Here is an 18,216-nt window from a genome sequence, read left to right as displayed (position 1 = left end):
AGTCGGCAGTCGCGTCAGGGGTGGTCCAGCGAGGCCTGCAGCGCGGTCGCCAGCGCGGCATCGCCACTCACCAGCTCCGCCCATCGCAGTACCAGCCCCTTGCGATGACCCTTCCTGACCAGGCTGAGTTGCTCGGGATCCACGACCAGCGTGTACAGCTGGCCGCCGATCTCGAGCTCGCGCCGCAGGGGTTTGTCCAGAGGTGTCATGTCGTGCTCCGCGAGGATCCGTGCGCATGCGTGCCCTGCCTGCGACGCCGGAAGCTGATCCACTGCCCGGCCAGGGCAGTCAGCAGCAGGCAGCTGTTGGTCACGATGAAGACCCAGTTGCCCAGCAGCACCGCGTAGACCACGAACAGCGCCGAAGCGGTGGCCTGTCCGAGGAACAGCCAGGTCGAGACGCCTTCGCCGTCGCTGTTGCCGGCCTGCTTGACGATCTGCCGCACCAGGGTGGCGAGCAGGATGATGGAGGCGGCCCATCCGATGGCATCGATCATGGCGTTCGCGATGCAGTGTCTGGCTGCCCAGCCTGCCACGCGTGGCCGTGGTCGCGGCGTCAACAGGAGCGCGCCGGCTTCGCGTGCGTCATGGGGCGGGAAGGACGAGCCAGCGGCGGGAGGCTCCCGCGCGGCGTGCGGCTAGACCATCAACAGCACGATCACCGTGCCCCAGGTGGTGAGGAACACGTGCGCGATGGCGACCGATCCGGAGTAGCCGATCACCGCGATCGAGCTGCCGCTCTTCTCCTGCAAGGCGGCCAGTGCGGCGGTGAACGTCTGCGCGCCGGAGATCGCGCCCAGCAGCAGGATCGGATGGATCTTCAGGACCTTGCGGCCGAACCAGAGCCCGGCCAGCAAAGGCGCCATCGTCACCACCGCGCCGCCCAGCAGCAGGCCGATGCCCGACTCCTTCACCGCCGGGACGAAGTGCGGTCCGGCTCCAAGCCCGACCATCGCCACGAATCCGGCGAGGCCAAACGACTGCATGAACTTGACCGCGCTGTCGGGCACGCGGCCGAACAGCGGCCGCCGCGCGCGCAGGTGGCCGGTGACGATGCCCGCCAGCAGCGTGCCCACGCTGGTGCCGATGGTGACCTTGATGTCGCCCACCGGAACCGCGGCGAGCACGCCGAACAGGGCGCCGGCGAAGATCGCGAAGCCGACGGTGACGAAGTCGGTGGCGTCGGTGGGATGCAGGATCTCGCCCAGGCGCGCGGCGGCGCGCTGGACCGCGGGCTCGGGCCCGGTGAGCTGCACGACATCGCCCCGTTCCAGCGTGGTGCGCGTGCCGATCGGGATCTGCTGGCCGCGACGCATGATCCGGCCCAGGAACACCGCGCGCGCATCGTCGTCGGCGGCGATCTCCTCCAGCGGGCGGTCGATCCAGTCGGATCGGCTGACGAACACTTCGTGCACAGCCGTCGCCACGTCGAGCAGCGGCTGGTCGTCGATCTCGTCGGCGCGCTCGCCGACATAGGCGACCAGCACCTCGCGGCGGCCACTGATCGCGAGCAGGTCATCGGCCTCGATCAGCGTGTCCGACGTCGGCTCGACCAGTTCGCCCTGGCGCCTGATCCGGTGGATGAACAGGCGCATGCCTTCAGCGAGGCCCTCGGCCTGGGCGACGCTGCGACCGACGATCGCCGCGCTGGTACCCACCCGGTAGGCGCGGGTCTCGAACGGTTGCCAGGCCGATGCGACGCCGCTGCGCACGCGCACGATTCCGTACTGCGCCTCGAGTTCCAGCGCTTCCTTGGCCAGGTCCACGCGCAACAGCGCCGGACCGATCACGGTGCAGGTGAGGATCACCCCGAGCGCCCCGGTCACGTAGCACAGCGCGTCGGCTACGCCGATGTGCGCCTCGTACATCTGCCGGGTGGCCTCGTCCAGCGGCAGGGCGCGGATCGCCTCGGCCGCCGTGCCCATCGCCGGCGATTCGGTCAGTGCACCCGAGAGCATGCCCGCGGCCAGCCCCGGGTTGAGTCCCAGCGCGCTGGCGACCGCCCAGGCGGCCAGCAGGCCGACGACAGGCATGAACACGCCCAGCGCGGCGAAACGCCAGCCGTCGCCTTTCATCGCCGAGACGAACCGTGGACCGACCTCGTAGCCGATTCCGAACAGGAACAGCAGGAACACCACCGACTTGGCGGTGGACGAGACCGGCACCTCGAACAGGATGCCCAGCACCATGCCGGCCAGCAAGGAGCCGGTGACGCCGCCGAGGGTGAAGCCGAAGATCCTGCGCGCACCGACCCAGTAGCCGAGCGCCAGCGCCAGGTACACGCCCAGCTCCGGGTTGCGCGACAGCAGCGCGGTCATCCACTCCATGTGCGCCTCCCCGGCGTGGTCAGAGCGATGGCGGGTCGTAGAAGACCATGATGCGCAGGTCCTTCAGGTCGTCGCTGGCCGGATCGGCCTGCGAAACCTGGGCGTAGCGCAGGCGGACCATCAACCCCTTCAGCACGCCTTCCGACGCTTTCCACTGCACGTTGAAGTCGGCTTCCTCGCGCGCGTAGTCGGTCGGCGAAGCCGGGTCGCTTCCGTCCACGTACAGGGCGTAGACGCCCAGCCCCTTGACCGAGGCGAAGTCGTAGCCGGCGCGCACCATCCATGCCGACTCGCCATCGCGGTTGAAATCCTCCACCTGCACGCTGGTGTAGCCGGGGTAGCCGCTCCAGGGGTTCTGCATGTTGGCGTTGCCGCCGGCATCGGTGTAGGCCACGGTGAACAGCGCGCCGCCGTTGACCACTTCGGCCTTGGCGCCCCACTGGTTGGAGTCGAAGCTCCTTCCCTTGAGCAGCTGGTCGCCGTTGCTGGACTGGTCGCTGTACTGCAGGGCGGTGCGCAGCTTCCAGTCGTCGGACAGGGCGAAGGCGTACTTGGCCTCGGTGTAGAAGATGCCGATGATGTCGTCGCTGTAGTAGCCGATCGCACCGACAGAGAGGTCACCCAGCGCGTAGTTCGCACCTGCCGTATAGACGCCGCGCTCGACCCCGGCCGGCGCGCCGGCATCCTTGGCCATGGACACGAAGTCCTCGGAGGTGCGTTCCTTGATCTTGTCAACGTAGCCGCCGCCGACCCGCCATTCCCCGCTGTCCTTGTCGCCGTACAGGCCCTGCACAACGGCAGCCTGGAAGGTGTTGGGCGTCATCCGCGCGTCGTTCTTGTTGATGTACGGCGTGTCGAACGCGCGCCGGCCCAGGGTCAGGCGCGTGTCCTGGTTGAGCAGGAACTCGCCGTAGACCTCGCCCAGCACCGTGTAGCCCTCCTGCCCGGGGGCGAGCAGGCCGGTGCCGTCCTTGTCGTCGGGGCCGTACAGCCTCTGCGAGGTGTAGCCGGTGGCGCCGAACGCGAAGATCTCGCGGAAATAGCCGGTCTTCAGGCCGGCCGATCCGCCCAGCGCCCAGGCTTCCATCTCGCTGTTGTCGTACTTGTCGCGGTCCAGGTAGAAGGTGCGCGCCTGCACGTCGAACTTGGTGTCCTCGAAGGCCTTGCGCCGGGTTTCGCGGATCCATTCCTGGCGCGAGGGGCCGAAGCTCTGGTCCAGCGGTGTCTGGCCCTGCTCGACCGAGCTCGGCGCCAGGTCCATGTCGTCGAGCGCTTCGAGTTCCTCGCGGACCGGTTCCTGCGGCGCAGCCTGGGCGAATGCCAGGCCCGGTGCGGCCAGGCTGCCTGCAAGCAGGCAACCGGCCGTGGTGACGAGGAACGCCGATCCCCTGTGGCGCCGTTTCGGGCTCAGCCTGATGTCCATGTCGTTCTCCTCGTCTCGCAGCGCCTACTGCGAGAGCACCATCGCGAAGTAGCCGAACACCGTGTACAGCACGCCGGAGATGGCGTAGCCGACCGGGAAGCCGACCCATGGCACGCTGCTGTCGATCTCCTTGGATGCCTCGCGTGCCGGCCCGGAGTGCGAACGCGAACCCGCCACGCCGCCCATCAGCACCGCAGGATTGATCTTGAAGATGTGGTAACCGACCGCCCAGGTGACGAAGGGCGGCACCGTGCTGGCGACGAAGCCGGCCAGGAAGATCTTCAGCGCGATCGAGCCGGTGAGCTGGTCGAGCAGGGTGGCGCCGGCGTTGATGCCGACGATGGCGATGAAGGTCACCAGGCCCAGGTCCTCGAGGATGTTGCGCGCCGCATTCGGCGTGCTGCCGAAGAAGCGCAGCCGCGACACCAGCGAGGACACGAAGATGCCCGACAGCAGCAGGCCACCGGCGTTGCCCAGGCCCACGCTGAAGTCGCCCACCGGCACGTTGATCTTGCCGATCAGCAGGCCCAGCACCATGCCCCCGGACAGGGTCAGCAGGTCGGTGGACGTGCTCGGCCGCGCGATCTTGCCGAGCAGGCCGGCGGCCTTGTCCACCGCACCCTTGAGGCCGGTCACGTGGAGCACGTCGAACCGCTTGAGCTCGGTGTCACGGCCGACCGGGAAGGGTTCGCCCGAACGCTCCATGCGGGTGACCTGCAGCTGGCCGGCGAAGTCTTCGGCGGCCAGCGCGCTCAGCGGCTTGCCGACCGCGTCCTTCTCGGTCACCACGATCTCGGCCTGGTCCAGCGGGACCGACAGGGCCTTGGGATCGTCGACCTCGGTGCCGATCAGGCCCAGGTTCTCGGTCAGGTCGCCCAGCTTGCCGCCCAGTGCGAGCACGTCACCGGTCTGCAGCAGCAGTCCCGGATCAGCGCCCAGCGATTCCTCGCCGCGACGGACGTTGACGATGCGGTACTGCGGATACTTGCTGCGGAACTGGGCGATGCTCTGCCCGGCGGTCGCGGTGTTCTCGAGCCGGTAGGCACGCAGGCCACCGCCGCGATAGCCGGTCAGCGCGGCGTCATCGACGTTCTTGACGCCGTGTTCCAGCTCGTACTCCCTGGCCGCCTTGCGCGCATCCACGCCCCACCAGCGCGGCAGGTACTTGCAGACGAGGATGATGCCGATCGTGCCCCAGATGTAGGTCACGCCGTAACCCAGCGCGATCATGCCCGACACCTGCTCGGCGGTGGTTCCCTCGGGCAGCTTGTAGGCGCCCTGGCTGACGGCCATCTCCGCCGTGCCGATTGCCGCGGACATGGTCTGCGAACCGGCCAGCACGCCACCGGCAGCGCCGGCGGGCAGGTCCAGCCAGCCGGACATCAGCACCACCAGGCCAAGGCCGAGGAACGAGCAGATCACCGCCAGGATGGTGAAGGTGATGCCGTCTTTCTTCAGTGCGTTGAAGAACGCCGGACCCACGCGCAGGCCGACGCCGTACATGAACAGGTAATAGAAGAGCGACTTGGCGAAGTTGTCGAGCTGCATCTTGACGCCGTACACCGACGCCCAGGTGGCCAGGCCCGCGCCGACCACGATCGCCGCGGCGACCATGCCCAGCCCGTAACCCTTGACCGCGAATTTGCCGACGACCACCGCCATGCCCACCGTGAAGAACAGCAGGATGTACGGGTTGTCGGCCAGGAACTGGAAGAAAGCCTGCATGACAGCGTCTCCGGAAGTCAGGCGTGGTTACTGCTGGGAATTGGCGCGACGGCCGGCGAGCGCGGTCGGCTTGATCAACTTGATGCCCTGCGCGGCGTTGTAGCCGTGGATCTCCTTCACATCGAGCTTGCGCATGTAGGTGATCGTGTCGGCGGTGATGATCTGGCCGGGCACCATGATCGGGAAGCCGGGCGGATAGGGAATGACGAAATTGGCCGAGACCATTTCCGGTCCGTCGCGCAGGCGCGCGTCGACGTCGGCGCTGTGCAGCTTGACGTACTCGCAGGTGTCCTCGTCATAGGCCATGAAGAACGCCGGCCGCATGTGGCCCTCGTTGCTCGGCGCGGCAGGGTCGTCGCGGAACGCGTCGTGGAAGCGGCTGAAGTTGGGCAGGTCCGGCACGTCGGTCATCAGCGACTTCACGCGGTCGGCGAACACCTGCTTGCCGGCCGGACTTTCCTGCGACAGCCGCGTGTCGATCTCGCGCGACAGGTCGGCCAGCGCCTTGATCAGCAGCGCCGCATCGCTGTGCGTGTTGTTGATGTTGGTCTGGACCAGGATGCTGTTGCGCGAGGTCTTGTTGATCTGGATGTCGAAGCGCTCGGCGAGCATGCCCTTGAACTGGGTGCCGTCGAAGCCGGCCGCGCCGCAGATCACGGTCAGGCGCGTCGGATCCAGCGCGAACTCGTCCTCGTCCCAGGCTTCGGCGGTCTGCGCCCAGGTCGCGTTCGGCGGGCCGTAGTCCTTGAGTCCCGAAGGACGGAACTCGGCGGGGATCATTTCCTCGGGCGTGGCCACGCGGAAGTACTTCGAGATCAGCGGGTGGTTGTTGATCGACTGGCGGATGCGCAGCGCCAGGTCGGTCATCTTCAGGGTCAGCGCATAACCTTCCAGCTCCATCTGCCGCCGCGCCAGGTCCAGCGAGGCGATCAGCTGCAGGTTCGGCGAGGTCGAGGTGTGCGCCAGGAAGGCTTCCTGGAAAGGTCCCTGCACCTTGTGGAAGTCGTCGTCCCACACCAGCATCATCGAGCCCTGGCGGAACGCGGACATCGACTTGTGGGTGGAGTTGGTCTGGTAGACGCGGATGCGCACCTTGTCCGGGTCGGGCAGGCGGTGGGCGTCGAGTGCCGCCGGGTCCTTGGGGTCCAGCGCCGGCGCATCCTTGGCCCAGGCCTCGTACTCGGCGCGGTAGGCCGCGCTGCGATAGCGCTTGGTCAGCGCGGCGGCCGCGCCCATCGCGGTGCGGCGGCGGTGCAGCGGGTTGAAGCGGGCGAAGCCGAACCAGGCCTCGTCCCACAGGAACACCAGGTCCGGCTTGATCGCCAGGCATTCCTCCATGACCTTGCGCGGGTTGTACATGTGCCCGTCGAAGGTGCAGTTGGTCATGTCGATCGCCTTGACCCGCGCCAGCGTGCCGGCGGCCGCGCAGTCCAGCAGGGCCTGCTTGATCGTGCGCAGCGGCACCGCGCCGTACATCGAATACTCGGTCAGCGGGAACGCTTCGACGTAGTAGGGCTGCGCGCCGCTGAGCACGAAGCCGTAGTGGTGCGACTTGTGGCAGTTGCGGTCGACGATGACGATGTCGCCTGGCTTGCACACCGCCTGGACGATGATCTTGTTCGAGGTCGAGGTGCCGTTGGTGCCCAGGTAGGCGCGCTTGGCGCCGAACGCGCGGGCGATGGCTTCCTGCGCGCGCTTGATGGTGCCGGTGGGCTCCAGCAGGCTGTCCAGGCCGCCGGTGGTGGCGGAGGATTCGGCGAACAGGATGTTGGTCCCGTAGAACTCGCCCATGTCGCGGATCCAGTTGGATCCGAAGATCGACTTGCCGCGTGCGATCGGCAGCGCGTGGAAGGTGCCGATCGGGCGCAGCGCGTACTTCTTGAGGTTGTCGAAGTACGGTGTCTCGTAGCGGTCCTTGACCCCGTCGAGCAGGGCCAGGTGGATCTCCATCGGCTCTTCGACGTGGTGGAACATGCGCCGGATCGGGGCGGCGTCCTCGCTGCCGGCCAGCTGCTCGGGCGCGCGGTCCGAGAGCAGGTACAGGTCCAGTTCCGGCCGGTATTCCTTGATCTTGCCGGCCAGCGCGGTGGCCAGCGCGCCGGGGTCCAGGCTGTCCTGGCGGGCCTCGAAGTGACGCGCGAGGAAGGCCTTGAGGTCGGGCACGTCGTGGCGCGAGGCGTAGCCGAAACCGTCGACCAGCACTACCGCCTGCAGGTCGAAGTTGACCATCACCGCCAGCAAGGCGTCTTCCAGGCTGCCCACGTGCACGGCGGAGTACTGGAAGGCATCGTCCGCGCGCTGCATGCGGCGCATCTCTTCCTTGGCGCGCGCCCATTGCGAGGGGTCGCTCGGCGTCACGACCAGCACTTCGAAGTAGGGCTTTTCCGCGACGCCGGTGACATCGGGCGGCAGCGCATCGAGGATCGAGCGGTCGGCGGCGTCGGCCGTGTTCCAGGTCGCTTCGTCGCGCCGGTAGTCGCCCGACAGCAATGCACCTGACACCTTCTGCAGCAGCCGCGCGAACAGGCCTGCATCCGAGCCGTCCAGCGCCTCGCGCAATGCCCCGAGCAGGCGCTCGCCCGGATAGGCCCAGCAGTACTCGAGCCGGATGGCCGTGGCGAACAGCTTCGCGCAGGCATCGCGTGCGGCGCCCCGCGACGACTCGCCCGCGCCGGCCCAGGCACGGGCGGCTGCATTGAGCTGGCGCCACTGGTCGCTGCGCAGCGACGCGGCGACCAGCACGTTGGAAAGGGTGGGATCCGAACTCATGGCCTGTGCTCCAGGGAGGGGTGAGAAGGCCCCGCCGCCGGTACCGCGAGCGGTCCCGGGGGAGTGCGGCGTGGCCCAGTCGCCTAAGCTAGGACTGGATGTGAAGGCCGTGTATTGGCTCTTGGCACTACGCGCAGATGAACCATCCAGCGGGTTCCAGGACATGGGAAACGAGCGTGGCGCGGCGCGCGTGCAGGTCGCTTCCGATGCCGGACGATGGATGACTGCGCATTATCCGGCGGGCGTGCAGGTTCTCCCCGCCGGTCATGGCGGAGCCGAAAGTGGAGCCGTGGGCGGGAAGCAGGCCGGCGGAAGCGGAGCTTCCGCCTCTGCGCCGGTCAGAACCGGTACACCACGCCCAGCCTCAAGCCGCTGTCGATGAAGCGGAAGTTCCCGTCGAAGCTGTTGCCCTGGGCATCGGCCTCGATCCTGCGCATCGTGTAGTCAAGCGAGGCGCCCCAGTTCTCCCAGGGGAACCACTCCACGCCGAAGCGGCCGGTGGTGACGTCCGCATCGACGTTGTCGATGTTGGCGGTGAAGTAGCCCACGTCGGCGGACAGGCGCCAGTCGCTGTTGCCCGGCACCCAGCGCCAGCTGCCGCCGATGGACGGCGCCGGCAGGTCGGCGCTCACGCTGTTGCTGATGCCGCCACTGCCGACGGGGTTGCCATTGGCGTCGACTTCCAGCGACAGCCCCAGCCCGATGCTGTACCAGATCAGGCCCAGGCGCGGACCCAGGACCCAGCTGTCGCGGTCCATGGCCCAGTACACGTAGGAGGCCTCGTAGGCATCCAGGTTCAGGTTCGCGCGCAGCGTGCTCGAGACCGGGTAGACGACGCCGTCGAATTCGATATCGCGGTCGATCTGGCGGGTGGCGTCACCATCATCCTGGTAATAGGACAGGCCGAACTCGTGCTTTTCCCAGGGACGCCAGGTCGCGCCGATGATGGCGAGAACGTTGTTCTGGTCGATGCCCAGGTCACGCTCCAGGTCGATCCGGGTGCCGTCGTCGGCCTGGCCGTCGGCGCGCATCTTGGTGTCGAACTCGGTGACGTAGCCGCCGACGCGGGCACTGAAGGTATCCAGCGGCTCGAGTGCGTGGCAATCGAGCGCCGTGGTGGCGAGGAGGGCGGCGGTGGCGGTGGCAATCAGGCGGGGCTTCATGGCGGCTCCCTTGGCGGTCGCGTCAGTTGTTGGAGGAGGTATCGGCTGCGGGCATTCCGGTATCGGCGGCCAGCGGCGCATCGCCGAAACTGCCGCCCAGGGCCAGGTGCAGGTCGATGCGACGGACCAGGCGTTCCCGACGCACGTTGAGCAGCGCCACTTCCGCGGCCCACTGGGCCAGCTGGCGCTGGTTCACCGCACGCAGGTCGGACTTGCCGACGCGGTACGCGTCCTGTTCCAGGCGCGTGGCTTGGCGACCGGCGGCGGCAGCGTCGCCGAGGATGCGTTCGCGCTCGGCCAGGACGGCTTCGGCGTTCAGGGCATCCTCGACTTCACCCAGCGCGACCAGTGCGCGACGGGCGTAGTCGGCCACCGCGACTTTCTGCTCGGCGGTGCGTACCGCCACCTGTGCGGTCAGGGCGCCGCCGGTATAGAGCGGGACCATCGCGGTGGCCGCGGTGCTGCCCGTGGTCTGCTCGAGGTCGTCGCGCATCTGCACCGCCTCGTTGCTGATCCGGCCGTAGCCGGCCGACAGCGACAGGCTGGGCAGCATCGAGGCCTTGGCTCCGCCGATCCGGTCGAACGCGCTGGCCACGCGCCGTTCGGCGGCGACCATGTCCGGGCGGCGGTTGAGCACGTCGGCCGGAATGCCGGCGGGGACCGGGCCCGGGAACGCGGTGAGGTCCTCGCGTGCGGCCAGGGTCGCGCCCGGGTAGCGGCCGAGCAGGAGTTCCAGCGCGCGCAGGGCCTGGCGATGGGCCAGGCCCACCTGCTGCTGCGCATCGGCGTAGCTGGCCAGGTTGGCGCGTGCGGCCATGATCTCCGCGTCGGTGCCCACGCCGACCTTGCGCCGCTGTTCGCTCATCTGCAGCAGGTTGCCGCCCGAATCCACCATCTCCGTGGCCAGTTGCTGCTGCAGGCGCGTTTCGCTGACCACGAACCAGGCCCGTGCGACCGACGCGGCCAGCGATTGCTGGGCGTAGCGGTAGTCGGCGCTGGTGGCATCGCGCGAGGCGCGGGCTGCGTTGCGCGCGTAGCGCATGCGGCCCCAGAGGTCGATCTCCCATGACATGCGCAGCATCACGCCGCTCAGCAGTGCGACCAGGTCGGCGACCGGCTTGTTGCCGGCGCGGCCGAGCACGCCGATGGCGGGCTTGAGCTGGGCCTCGGCGATGTCGACCTGCGCGTTGGCCATTTCCAGTCGCGCCGACGCCACCCACAGGTCCGGGTTGTTCTCCAGCGCTTCGTGGACCAGGCGCGAGAGCTCGGGGTCGTTGAAGCTGGCGAGCCAGCCTTCGTCGACCTGGGCGGCGCTGGCCTCGGCCGACCAGTTCGGCGGGACGACGACCTTGCCCAGCGCCTGCGCCTGCACTTCGCTGGCGGTGGGCTCGGGCAGCACCGCGCAGCCCGTCGCCAGGCTCAGCACGAACGTCACAGCCGCCACGCGCAGTGCGCCGGGGAAGACGGAAGGGGCGATGTGCGTGTGCATGGCGGTCAGTGCAGCTTGAGGACGAGCCAGTCGAGCTTGGTGCCGACCCGCAGGATCACCTTGCGGATGATGTGGATCAGCGCGCCATGCTCGGTGTAGATCGCGCCCTGGCCCTGCGCGCCCATCGCCAGGAACGTGGTCTGGTCGTCGCCGACCGGGCGCAGGCGCACCGCGATCTTGCCCGGCGGCACCGGCTGGGTGACGTTCTGGCCCGGAAGCATGCCGCCGATCGGCAGCTGGCCGGTACTGGACGCCCACACCACCGAGTCGACCTCGCACTTGATGATCCGGTTGGGCATGACCTTGAGTGCGATCTCGGCCTCGTTGCCCGGCGCCACGTAGCGCAGCTCGTTCTGCGCGTACATCGCCAGCACCCATTGCTCCTCTTCCACGAAGCTCATCACCGGCGCCATCGGCAGGTTGGCGGCATACGAGCCCACGCGCAGCTGCAGGTTGATGACGCTGCCGTTGGCGGGTGCGTAGACCGTGGTCTGTTCAAGCTGCCAGGTGGCCTCGACGATCTGCGCGCGCAGCTGTTCGATCGCCGCGTGGGCCTGCGCCACTTCCGACAGCTGGCCTTCGTCGGTCTGTGCCGAGAGTTTCTGTTCGACCTGGGAGACGGTGGCATTGGTCGAGGCCAGTTCCGCGCGCAGGCTGGCCGCTTCGGTCTCGGCCTGCTCGCGGTCGTACACCGATCCGGCGCCGGTCTCGGCCAGCTCGGTGGTCTGCCGCTGGCGCCGCTCGGCCAGGGCCAGGCGCGAGGCCACGGCGACGCGGCCGGCGCGGGCCGATTTCAGTTGTTCGTCGAGTTCACGCTGGTACGCCTGCGCGGTGTCCAGCTTGGCTTCCATTTCCGGCAGTTTCGCTTCCAGCGCGCGCAGTTCCTGCTGGAACGGCACCGGGTCGATGCGGAACAGGACGTCGCCCTTCTTCACCGGCCGGTTGGCTTCCACCGGTACCTCGATCACCCGGCCCGCCACGCGCGGCACGACCTGCACCACGTAGTTGATCACGCGCACGTCGGCCGAGGAGGGCGCCACGATGTTGAGGAACAGGATCAGCGCGGTCATCGCGAAGATCGGCAGCGAGATGACGATGATCTGGGAAATGAAGTTCCAGGGCAGCCACTTGAACTTGAAGAAGATCAGCCAGACGAAGAACGAATAGATCAGCAGCAGGATGATTTCCATGGTGTCCTCGCCTCAGGTCCCTTTGCCGCCGCCGGCACCGCCCGTACCGCCGCCGGTAGGCGGGGATGCGCGGCCAGGCCCGGGAGACATCGCCACCGCCATTTCCAGCGCGCGCAGTCGCCGGCGCAGCTCCTCCAGCTCCGCGTGGGGTGCGGTCGATGCAATGACGGGAGCGGAGGCCGCACTGGCGCCGATTGCAGGCACGGGGGTCTGCTCGACCAGCGGGTCGGCCTCGCCCTTGGCATCCTTGAACGGCGTTATCGCCGCATCATGGTCGTCGTGGTCGTCCTGGTCGGTGCCATAGGCGAGCTTGTGCAGCACCGGCTTGGTATAGGCCCACAACCAGGCCAGCGGCCACAGCAGGCCGCCGAAGAACAGCGACAGCAGGCATAGGGTCTTGATCGCCGCCAGCTGCGGGTGGCGCCGCTTGTGCGCGATCTTCTCCGGCAGGATGTGCACGATCCAGAACACGCTGATCAGCACGATCGGCACGATGATCAGGGCGATCCATGCGATCACGTCGGCCATGGTGTCCAGCGCTTCGCCGCTCAGCAGCGAGGCGTGCGCCGGTCCCGGCATGAGGGTGGCGAGGACCGGGATCGCCGCGCAGGCGGCGGGCGGGCGGGCGGCGCGGCGTGGCATGGTCATGGCGTTCCCCTGCGGGTATCCGGTTCGCTGGTGCCGGGACCGCGCGGGCGGCCGTGGTGGTGCATGGCGGCCACGATCGCGCCGATCAGCACGTCGTCGTCGACGGGCTTGGCCAGGTAGTCGTCGACCCCGGCCGCGAAGGCGGCGGTGCGCATCTCGTCGGTCTCGTTGCCGGTCAGGATGACCACCGGTAAGACCAGGGCGCGCTCGCGGAGCGCCGCCTGGACATCCAGCCCGGTCAGGCGCGGCATGTGCATGTCCAGGACTACGCAATCGGGCGCGCTGTCGGTCACGTGGCGCAGGAACTCGGTGCCCGATCCGTAGACCAGGACCTCGAATCCGGCGGCGCGAAGCAGGCGTTGCAGCGAATGCCGCACGTCATCCTCGTCGTCGACCACGGCAATGATGGGGGCCTTTCCCGACATGGCCGCACCATCGCCCGGGTACCGGGGGGCGGCAATTGGCCGTTGGCCCCATGCGGGGGCCTTATGTCCGTCACATGCCTGTGCGAGGATGCAGGCAAGCCGGGTGCAGGGGTCCCGGCGGGCAGATCGACAAGGAATGCGCCATCGGGCAGCGGCAGGAAGTCCGCGGCGATCGTGTCTGCCCCGCATTTTCCAAGCGGACGTCGTCAGGGAACCGGACTATGGATTGGGTCGACCTGGTATGGCCCATGCTGGCCGCCGCGAGCTTCGTGCTCGGGCTGGTCCATGCTGCGCTCTGGATAAACCGGCTCGACGAGCGCATCCACCTCGCGCTGGCGGTGGCGGCGATGTCGGTGGGGTCCATCGCGCTGTTCGAACTGGCCAGCTTCCGTGCCGAGACCCCCGGTCAGATGGCCTCCATCATCCGTGGCTGGCACGTGCCGATCGCGCTGCTGGTGTGCTCGATCGTCTACGTCGTGCATTCGATGTTCGGGTTCGGCTCGCCCCTGCTGGGCAAGTCCGCGGTGGTGCTGCGACTGCTGGCCTTGCTGCTGAACTTCGCGACCGGGGTCAACCTGAATTTCCTGTCCGTGGACCGCATCGGACACGCCACCTGGCTCGGCGCGCAGGTGGCGTTCCCGGTCGGCGAGACCAACCCCTGGATGATCCTGGGCCAGGCGAGCAACGTGCTGCTGGTCGGCTACCTCGTGCAGACCCTCTACCGGGTGCCGCGTCGTTCGCCGGCCTGGAACAGTGCCTTGCTGCTCTGCGGGGGGTGGCTGCTGCTGAGCGGCACCATGGTCGCCTCGGCGCTGTCGATGGTGAAGGGCCAGCCGCGCCTGCCGCTGGGGACTTCACCCAGTTTCGTGGTCATGATCGTGATGCTCAGCGCGCTGCTGGTGCGCGACCTGCTGCGCGCGCGGCGCACCGACGAACTGCTCCAGGCGAGCGAACTGCGCAACCTGAAGGCCCAGCGCGACCTCGAGGTCGCCGCCAACGCGGCCAACCTGGGCCTGTGGCAGTGGGACGTGGCCGAAGGCGGGTTCGCCCAGAACGAAACCAACCACGTCCTGCTCGGCCATGCCGCCACCAGCGGCGTGGCCACGCGCGACCTGTTCGACAATGCCGAACTCGGGCGCGAGGAGGAGCGTGCGTTCCGCGAGGCCATCCGCCAGCCTGCGTACGAGTTCGAGTACCGCATCCAGCGACCCGATGGCGTCCGGCGCTGGATCCTCTTGCGCGGCAACGTCGAGCACGATGTGCGTGGCGCGCCGCTGGTGGTGCGCGGCGTGACCCTGGACGTGACCCGGCGCAAGGAGGAGGCCGACCTGTTGCGTACCCTCCTCGAGGCCGCGCCGAGCGCGTTGCTGATGTTCGACGAATCGGGTTCGGTGCGCTACGCCAACGTCGCCGCCGCGAGCACGTTCGGGTACTCGCAGGAGGAGATGGCCGGGATGGAGGTGGCCGCGTTGATCGCCGAGGAGGCGCGCACGCAGGACCTGCTGCTGTGGCGGCAGTTCGTGGACAGCGCGCGCAACGAGATGGGTGGTGCGCACGACCTGCACGGCCAGCGCAGGGGCGGCGAACCGTTCCCGATCGAGGTGCGCCTGTGCCGCGTGGTGCTGGAGGATCGCACCCGGATCATGGTCGCGGTGACGGACCTGAGTGCGCGCAAGAAAGTCGAGTACGAGATGGCGATGGAGCGCGAGAGCGTGGCCCACCTTGCCCGCGTCACCATGCTGGGGGAACTGTCCGGCTCGCTCGCGCACGAACTCAACCAGCCGCTGGCGGCGATCCTCAGCAACGCGCAGGCCGCGCAGCGCATCCTCAATCGCGATCCCTCCGACCTCGACCAGGTGCAGGAGATCCTCGCCGACATCGTGGAAACCGATCGCCGTGCCGGGCAGGTGATCAGCCGCCTGCGCAGCATGCTCCGCCGCGAGGCCCGTGAGTTCGCCCCGCTGGAAATCAACGAGGTGGTCCAGGACTGCGTGCGCCTGATGCGCAACGACCTGCTCAATCGCCGCGTGTCCTGCCGGATGAACCTGATGCCGGGCCTGCCGGACTGCCCGGGCGATCCGATCCAGCTGCAGCAGGTGCTGATGAACCTGATGCGCAACGCCTGCGACGCGCTGCCCGACGACCCGGCGAACCGCATCATCCGCATCCGCACGCATCGCACCGAGACCGGGGTCCGCGCCGAAGTGGTGGATACCGGCAGTGGTATCCCGGAGGACATGCTCGAACGCATCTTCACTCCGTTCGAGACCACCAAGGCCACCGGCATGGGCATGGGGCTGGCCGTGTGCCGTACGATTGTGCGTGCCCATGGAGGACGCATCTGGGCCGAGAACGTGAGGCCGCAGGGTGCGCGCGTATCCTTCGATCTGCCGGTACAGGGGTAACCATGTCCGCCTTGGTCCACATCGTCGACGACGATCCCGATGTCCTGAAGGCGCTGGCCCGGTTGCTGGCCAGCGACGGCTTCGAGGTCGCATTGAGTGGTTCGACCCGGGAATTCCTAGAGGCCTACGACCCGGCTACGACCGGCTGCATCGTCCTGGACCTGTCGATGCCGGGCACGGACGGATTGGAACTGCAGGCGATGCTGGCCCGGCAGGGCGTCAGCCAGCCGGTGATCTTCCTGACCGGCTGCGGCGACATCGCCAGCAGCGTCCGCGCGATGAAGGCCGGGGCGATCGATTTCCTGACCAAGCCCGTCGACGTGGAAGCGCTGCTGGAAGCGGTCAAGCGCGGCGTGTCGATGGATGACGCCACGCGCCACCGCGACCACGACCGCGAGGACGCATGCGCGCTGCTCGCGACGCTGACCCCGCGCGAACGCGAGCTGGTGCCGAGGCTGATGACCGGGCGCCTGAACAAGCAGATCGCCGCGGACCTGGGCATCGCCGAGAAGACCATCAAGGTCCATCGTTCGCGCATCCTGCACAAGCTGGGCATCCGTTCGCTGGTGGACCTGGTGCGTTTCATGGAGCGGACCGGGGCTGGCGCGGGCGATGCCGGCGCGACACCCGCCGCATCTCCGCCGGCCGCGCACGAGCCCGTCAGCGGCTGAGCGCGGCGCCCGACCCGCAGCCCTTGCGCGCCATCCTGCCCGAGTCGCGCCGCATCCTGGATCCGGCCGAGCGCGCGGCCGAGATCCTGTTCGGCGTGATCATGACCATGACGTTCACCGGCACCCTGAGCGTCGCCGAGGCCGGGCGCGACGACGTGCGGGTCATGTTCATCGGCGCGCTCGGCTGCAACATCGCCTGGGGCCTCATCGACGGGATCATCTACCTGATGGCCTGCCGGGCCGAACGCAGCGAAGAGCTGCGGACGTTCCGGGCGGTGCGCGATGCGCGCGACCCGGGGCAGGCTCGCGCGGCCATCGCCGCCGCAATGCCGCCCCTGCTAGCCGGGCTCATCCGCGAGGACGAAGTGGAGGCGCTGCGCGAGCGGCTGGCCGCGGTCCCCGAGCCGCCCGACCATGGGCGCCTGACCCGGCGCGACTGGCTGGGGGCGCTCGCGGTAGGCCTGCTGGTGGTGTTCACCACCTTTCCGCTGGCGTTGCCGTTCCTGCTCCTGGACCACGTCGGCCCGGCCATGCGCCTGTCCAATGCGATCGCCCTGGTCATGCTGTTCCTGGCCGGCGTGGTCTACGCACGCAGCATCGGTCGGCCGGCACTGCGCGTGGGCCTGGGCATGGCCGCCCTCGGCGTGGTGCTGGCGGTCCTGACCATCGCGCTGGGCGGCTGATACGCGTACCGCCTGGCTGTACCCCCGCTGCCGCGCACGCCGGCACGCGGCGCCGATGCCGTCCGGCGGGCGCGGCAAGTCTGTAGCATGTGCGCGCCCACCGAGCCCGCCACGCCGGGCCACCCGGTTCCGCTGCCATGAATGCACCCGCTTTCCCCGATCGCCCCCCATCCACCCGCTACGCGGCCTCCGCGCGGCTGTCGGTCGCCCCGATGATGGACTGGACCGATCGCCACTGCAGGGTCTTCCATCGCCTGCTGGCGCCGCATGCGCGGCTGTACACCGAGATGGTCCACGCCAATGCCGTGGTCCTGGGCGATCGTACGCGCCTGCTTGGATTCGATCCGGTCGAGCAGCCGCTGGCGCTGCAGCTGGGAGGCAGCGAGCCGGCCCTGCTGGCGCAGGCCGCGCGCATCGGCGCCGATTGGGGCTACGACGAGATCAACCTCAACTGCGGCTGCCCTTCGGACCGGGTCCAGGCCGGGCGCTTCGGTGCCTGCCTGATGAAGGAGCCGGCGCTGGTGGCCGACAGCGTCGCTGCGATGGCGGCGGCGGTGCGCGTTCCGGTGACGGTGAAGTGCCGCCTGGGCGTGGACGACGACCAGGACTACGAGCGGTTCCGTGCGTTCGTCGATACCGTGGCCGCGGCGGGCTGCGCGACCTTCATCGTCCACGCGCGCAATGCGTGGCTGAAGGGCCTGTCGCCGAAGGAGAACCGCGAGATCCCGCCGTTGCGCTACGAATGGGCCTGGCAGCTCAAGCGCGAGCGCCCGGACCTGGAGGTGCTGCTCAACGGCGGCATGGCCGCGGCCGGGGACGTGCAGGCGCAGCTCGGGCATGTCGACGGCGTCATGCTCGGTCGGGCCGCCTACCACGACCCGTATCTGCTGCACCGCCTCGACGCGGACCTGTACGGCGGCGAGTCGCGCGACCGTGCCGCACTGCTGCGCGCGCTGCGCCCGTACGTGGAGGCGCAGATGGGGCAGGGCGTGGCGCTCAAGCACATCACCCGCCACGTGCTCGGCCTGTTCCACGGGCAGCCGGGCGGACGCGCGTTCCGCCAGGTCCTCAGCGAGGGCGCGCACCGCGAAGGCGCCGACTGGACCCTGGTCGAGCAGGCGCTGGCCGCGACCGTTGCGCCGCGGCGCGCGGCGGCATGACCGTCGGATCGGGGGCGCCTGCGTGCCGGATGTGTTCGGAAAGGGGATCCCCGGCTGAACGGCATGGGCGCGGGATGTGGATAAGTTCAGATCGGATTCACCGCTTTCTAACGAACATCCTCCCCAGCCACCGTGGCAG

At 68.7% G+C, this 18,216-nt stretch carries 15 protein-coding genes; 4 read left to right on the top strand and 11 right to left on the bottom strand.

Annotation, left to right across the window (positions count from 1 at the left end; translation table 11 throughout):
* Positions 1–14: 14 nt before the first annotated feature.
* From CSC65_RS03110 to CSC65_RS03060, 11 genes are all read right to left on the bottom strand, one after another.
* Positions 15–209, bottom strand: coding sequence for a hypothetical protein (locus CSC65_RS03110; RefSeq protein ID WP_162408504.1), 195 nt, complete (start codon positions 207–209; stop codon positions 15–17).
* Complete coding sequence (locus tag CSC65_RS03105; protein WP_162408503.1) at positions 206–496, bottom strand: hypothetical protein; 291 nt, start codon at positions 494–496, stop codon at positions 206–208. Before CSC65_RS03105 ends, CSC65_RS03110 begins: the two co-directional genes overlap by 4 nt.
* Before the next feature lie 141 nt (positions 497–637).
* On the bottom strand, positions 638–2,326 hold the full coding sequence (locus tag CSC65_RS03100) for an aspartate-alanine antiporter-like transporter (RefSeq protein WP_162408502.1): 1,689 nt from the start codon (positions 2,324–2,326) through the stop codon (positions 638–640).
* Positions 2,327–2,345: 19 nt separating this feature from the next.
* Complete coding sequence (locus tag CSC65_RS03095) at positions 2,346–3,749, bottom strand: OprD family outer membrane porin (RefSeq protein WP_162408501.1); 1,404 nt, start codon at positions 3,747–3,749, stop codon at positions 2,346–2,348.
* Between the two features lie 24 nt (positions 3,750–3,773).
* A complete protein-coding gene (locus CSC65_RS03090; protein WP_162408500.1) occupies positions 3,774–5,474 on the bottom strand; it encodes an aspartate:alanine exchanger family transporter in 1,701 nt (566 codons plus the stop codon).
* A gap of 27 nt (positions 5,475–5,501) precedes the next feature.
* Positions 5,502–8,243, bottom strand: coding sequence for an aminotransferase class I/II-fold pyridoxal phosphate-dependent enzyme (locus CSC65_RS03085; RefSeq protein WP_162408499.1), 2,742 nt, complete (start codon positions 8,241–8,243; stop codon positions 5,502–5,504).
* Between the two features lie 338 nt (positions 8,244–8,581).
* Entirely contained in the window at positions 8,582–9,406 is an 825-nt protein-coding gene (locus CSC65_RS03080) for a porin family protein (RefSeq protein ID WP_162408498.1), read from the bottom strand.
* A gap of 22 nt (positions 9,407–9,428) precedes the next feature.
* Positions 9,429–10,895 (bottom strand): efflux transporter outer membrane subunit, encoded by a 1,467-nt coding sequence (locus CSC65_RS03075; RefSeq protein WP_162408497.1) that lies wholly within the window; start codon positions 10,893–10,895, stop codon positions 9,429–9,431.
* Positions 10,896–10,900: 5 nt separating this feature from the next.
* Positions 10,901–12,085, bottom strand: coding sequence for an HlyD family secretion protein (locus tag CSC65_RS03070; RefSeq protein ID WP_162408496.1), 1,185 nt, complete (start codon positions 12,083–12,085; stop codon positions 10,901–10,903).
* 12 nt (positions 12,086–12,097) lie between these two features.
* On the bottom strand, positions 12,098–12,733 hold the full coding sequence (locus CSC65_RS03065; protein ID WP_202922817.1) for a DUF3302 domain-containing protein: 636 nt from the start codon (positions 12,731–12,733) through the stop codon (positions 12,098–12,100).
* On the bottom strand, positions 12,730–13,158 hold the full coding sequence (locus CSC65_RS03060) for a response regulator transcription factor (protein ID WP_162408495.1): 429 nt from the start codon (positions 13,156–13,158) through the stop codon (positions 12,730–12,732). The genes CSC65_RS03065 and CSC65_RS03060 overlap by 4 nt, the downstream gene beginning before the upstream one ends.
* Positions 13,159–13,379: 221 nt before the next feature.
* On the opposite strand from CSC65_RS03060, the gene CSC65_RS03055 reads away from it, so the two are divergent.
* From CSC65_RS03055 to dusA, 4 genes are all read left to right on the top strand, one after another.
* Positions 13,380–15,563 (top strand): two-component system sensor histidine kinase NtrB, encoded by a 2,184-nt coding sequence (locus CSC65_RS03055; protein ID WP_162408494.1) that lies wholly within the window; start codon positions 13,380–13,382, stop codon positions 15,561–15,563.
* Positions 15,564–15,565: 2 nt separating this feature from the next.
* Positions 15,566–16,234 carry a response regulator transcription factor gene (locus CSC65_RS03050; protein WP_162408493.1) on the top strand — a complete coding sequence of 223 codons (669 nt, stop codon included), beginning with the start codon at positions 15,566–15,568 and terminating at the stop codon, positions 16,232–16,234.
* A 23-nt stretch (positions 16,235–16,257) separates the two neighbouring features.
* The gene (locus CSC65_RS03045) at positions 16,258–16,917 is read left to right on the top strand and encodes a VIT1/CCC1 transporter family protein (protein WP_162408492.1); all 660 of its coding nucleotides are present in this window, start codon (positions 16,258–16,260) and stop codon (positions 16,915–16,917) included.
* Between the two features lie 137 nt (positions 16,918–17,054).
* On the top strand, positions 17,055–18,077 hold the full coding sequence (gene dusA / locus CSC65_RS03040) for a tRNA dihydrouridine(20/20a) synthase DusA (protein ID WP_162408491.1): 1,023 nt from the start codon (positions 17,055–17,057) through the stop codon (positions 18,075–18,077).
* The last annotated feature ends 139 nt before the right edge of the window (positions 18,078–18,216 follow it).

Origin of the sequence: Pseudoxanthomonas daejeonensis (genome assembly GCF_010093205.1) — a bacterium.
GTDB classification, from domain to species: domain Bacteria; phylum Pseudomonadota; class Gammaproteobacteria; order Xanthomonadales; family Xanthomonadaceae; genus Pseudoxanthomonas; species Pseudoxanthomonas daejeonensis.
Note: the sequence above shows the minus strand (reverse complement) of the source record. Positions and strands in the feature narration are given on the sequence as shown.

What these genes read in the sequence shown, in the direction of transcription:
- CSC65_RS03110 (WP_162408504.1), bottom strand. Translation starts at nt 209, where the DNA reads ATGACACCTCTGGACAAACCCCTGCGGCGCGAGCTCGAGATCGGCGGC.
- CSC65_RS03065 (WP_202922817.1), bottom strand. Translation starts at nt 12,733, where the DNA reads ATGACCATGCCACGCCGCGCCGCCCGCCCGCCCGCCGCCTGCGCGGCG.
- CSC65_RS03105 (WP_162408503.1), bottom strand. Translation starts at nt 496, where the DNA reads ATGATCGATGCCATCGGATGGGCCGCCTCCATCATCCTGCTCGCCACC.
- CSC65_RS03080 (WP_162408498.1), bottom strand. Translation starts at nt 9,406, where the DNA reads ATGAAGCCCCGCCTGATTGCCACCGCCACCGCCGCCCTCCTCGCCACC.
- CSC65_RS03095 (WP_162408501.1), bottom strand. Translation starts at nt 3,749, where the DNA reads ATGGACATCAGGCTGAGCCCGAAACGGCGCCACAGGGGATCGGCGTTC.
- CSC65_RS03070 (WP_162408496.1), bottom strand. Translation starts at nt 12,085, where the DNA reads ATGGAAATCATCCTGCTGCTGATCTATTCGTTCTTCGTCTGGCTGATC.
- CSC65_RS03075 (WP_162408497.1), bottom strand. Translation starts at nt 10,895, where the DNA reads ATGCACACGCACATCGCCCCTTCCGTCTTCCCCGGCGCACTGCGCGTG.
- CSC65_RS03100 (WP_162408502.1), bottom strand. Translation starts at nt 2,326, where the DNA reads ATGGAGTGGATGACCGCGCTGCTGTCGCGCAACCCGGAGCTGGGCGTG.
- dusA (WP_162408491.1), top strand. Translation starts at nt 17,055, where the DNA reads ATGAATGCACCCGCTTTCCCCGATCGCCCCCCATCCACCCGCTACGCG.
- CSC65_RS03085 (WP_162408499.1), bottom strand. Translation starts at nt 8,243, where the DNA reads ATGAGTTCGGATCCCACCCTTTCCAACGTGCTGGTCGCCGCGTCGCTG.
- CSC65_RS03050 (WP_162408493.1), top strand. Translation starts at nt 15,566, where the DNA reads ATGTCCGCCTTGGTCCACATCGTCGACGACGATCCCGATGTCCTGAAG.
- CSC65_RS03055 (WP_162408494.1), top strand. Translation starts at nt 13,380, where the DNA reads ATGGATTGGGTCGACCTGGTATGGCCCATGCTGGCCGCCGCGAGCTTC.
- CSC65_RS03060 (WP_162408495.1), bottom strand. Translation starts at nt 13,158, where the DNA reads ATGTCGGGAAAGGCCCCCATCATTGCCGTGGTCGACGACGAGGATGAC.
- CSC65_RS03090 (WP_162408500.1), bottom strand. Translation starts at nt 5,474, where the DNA reads ATGCAGGCTTTCTTCCAGTTCCTGGCCGACAACCCGTACATCCTGCTG.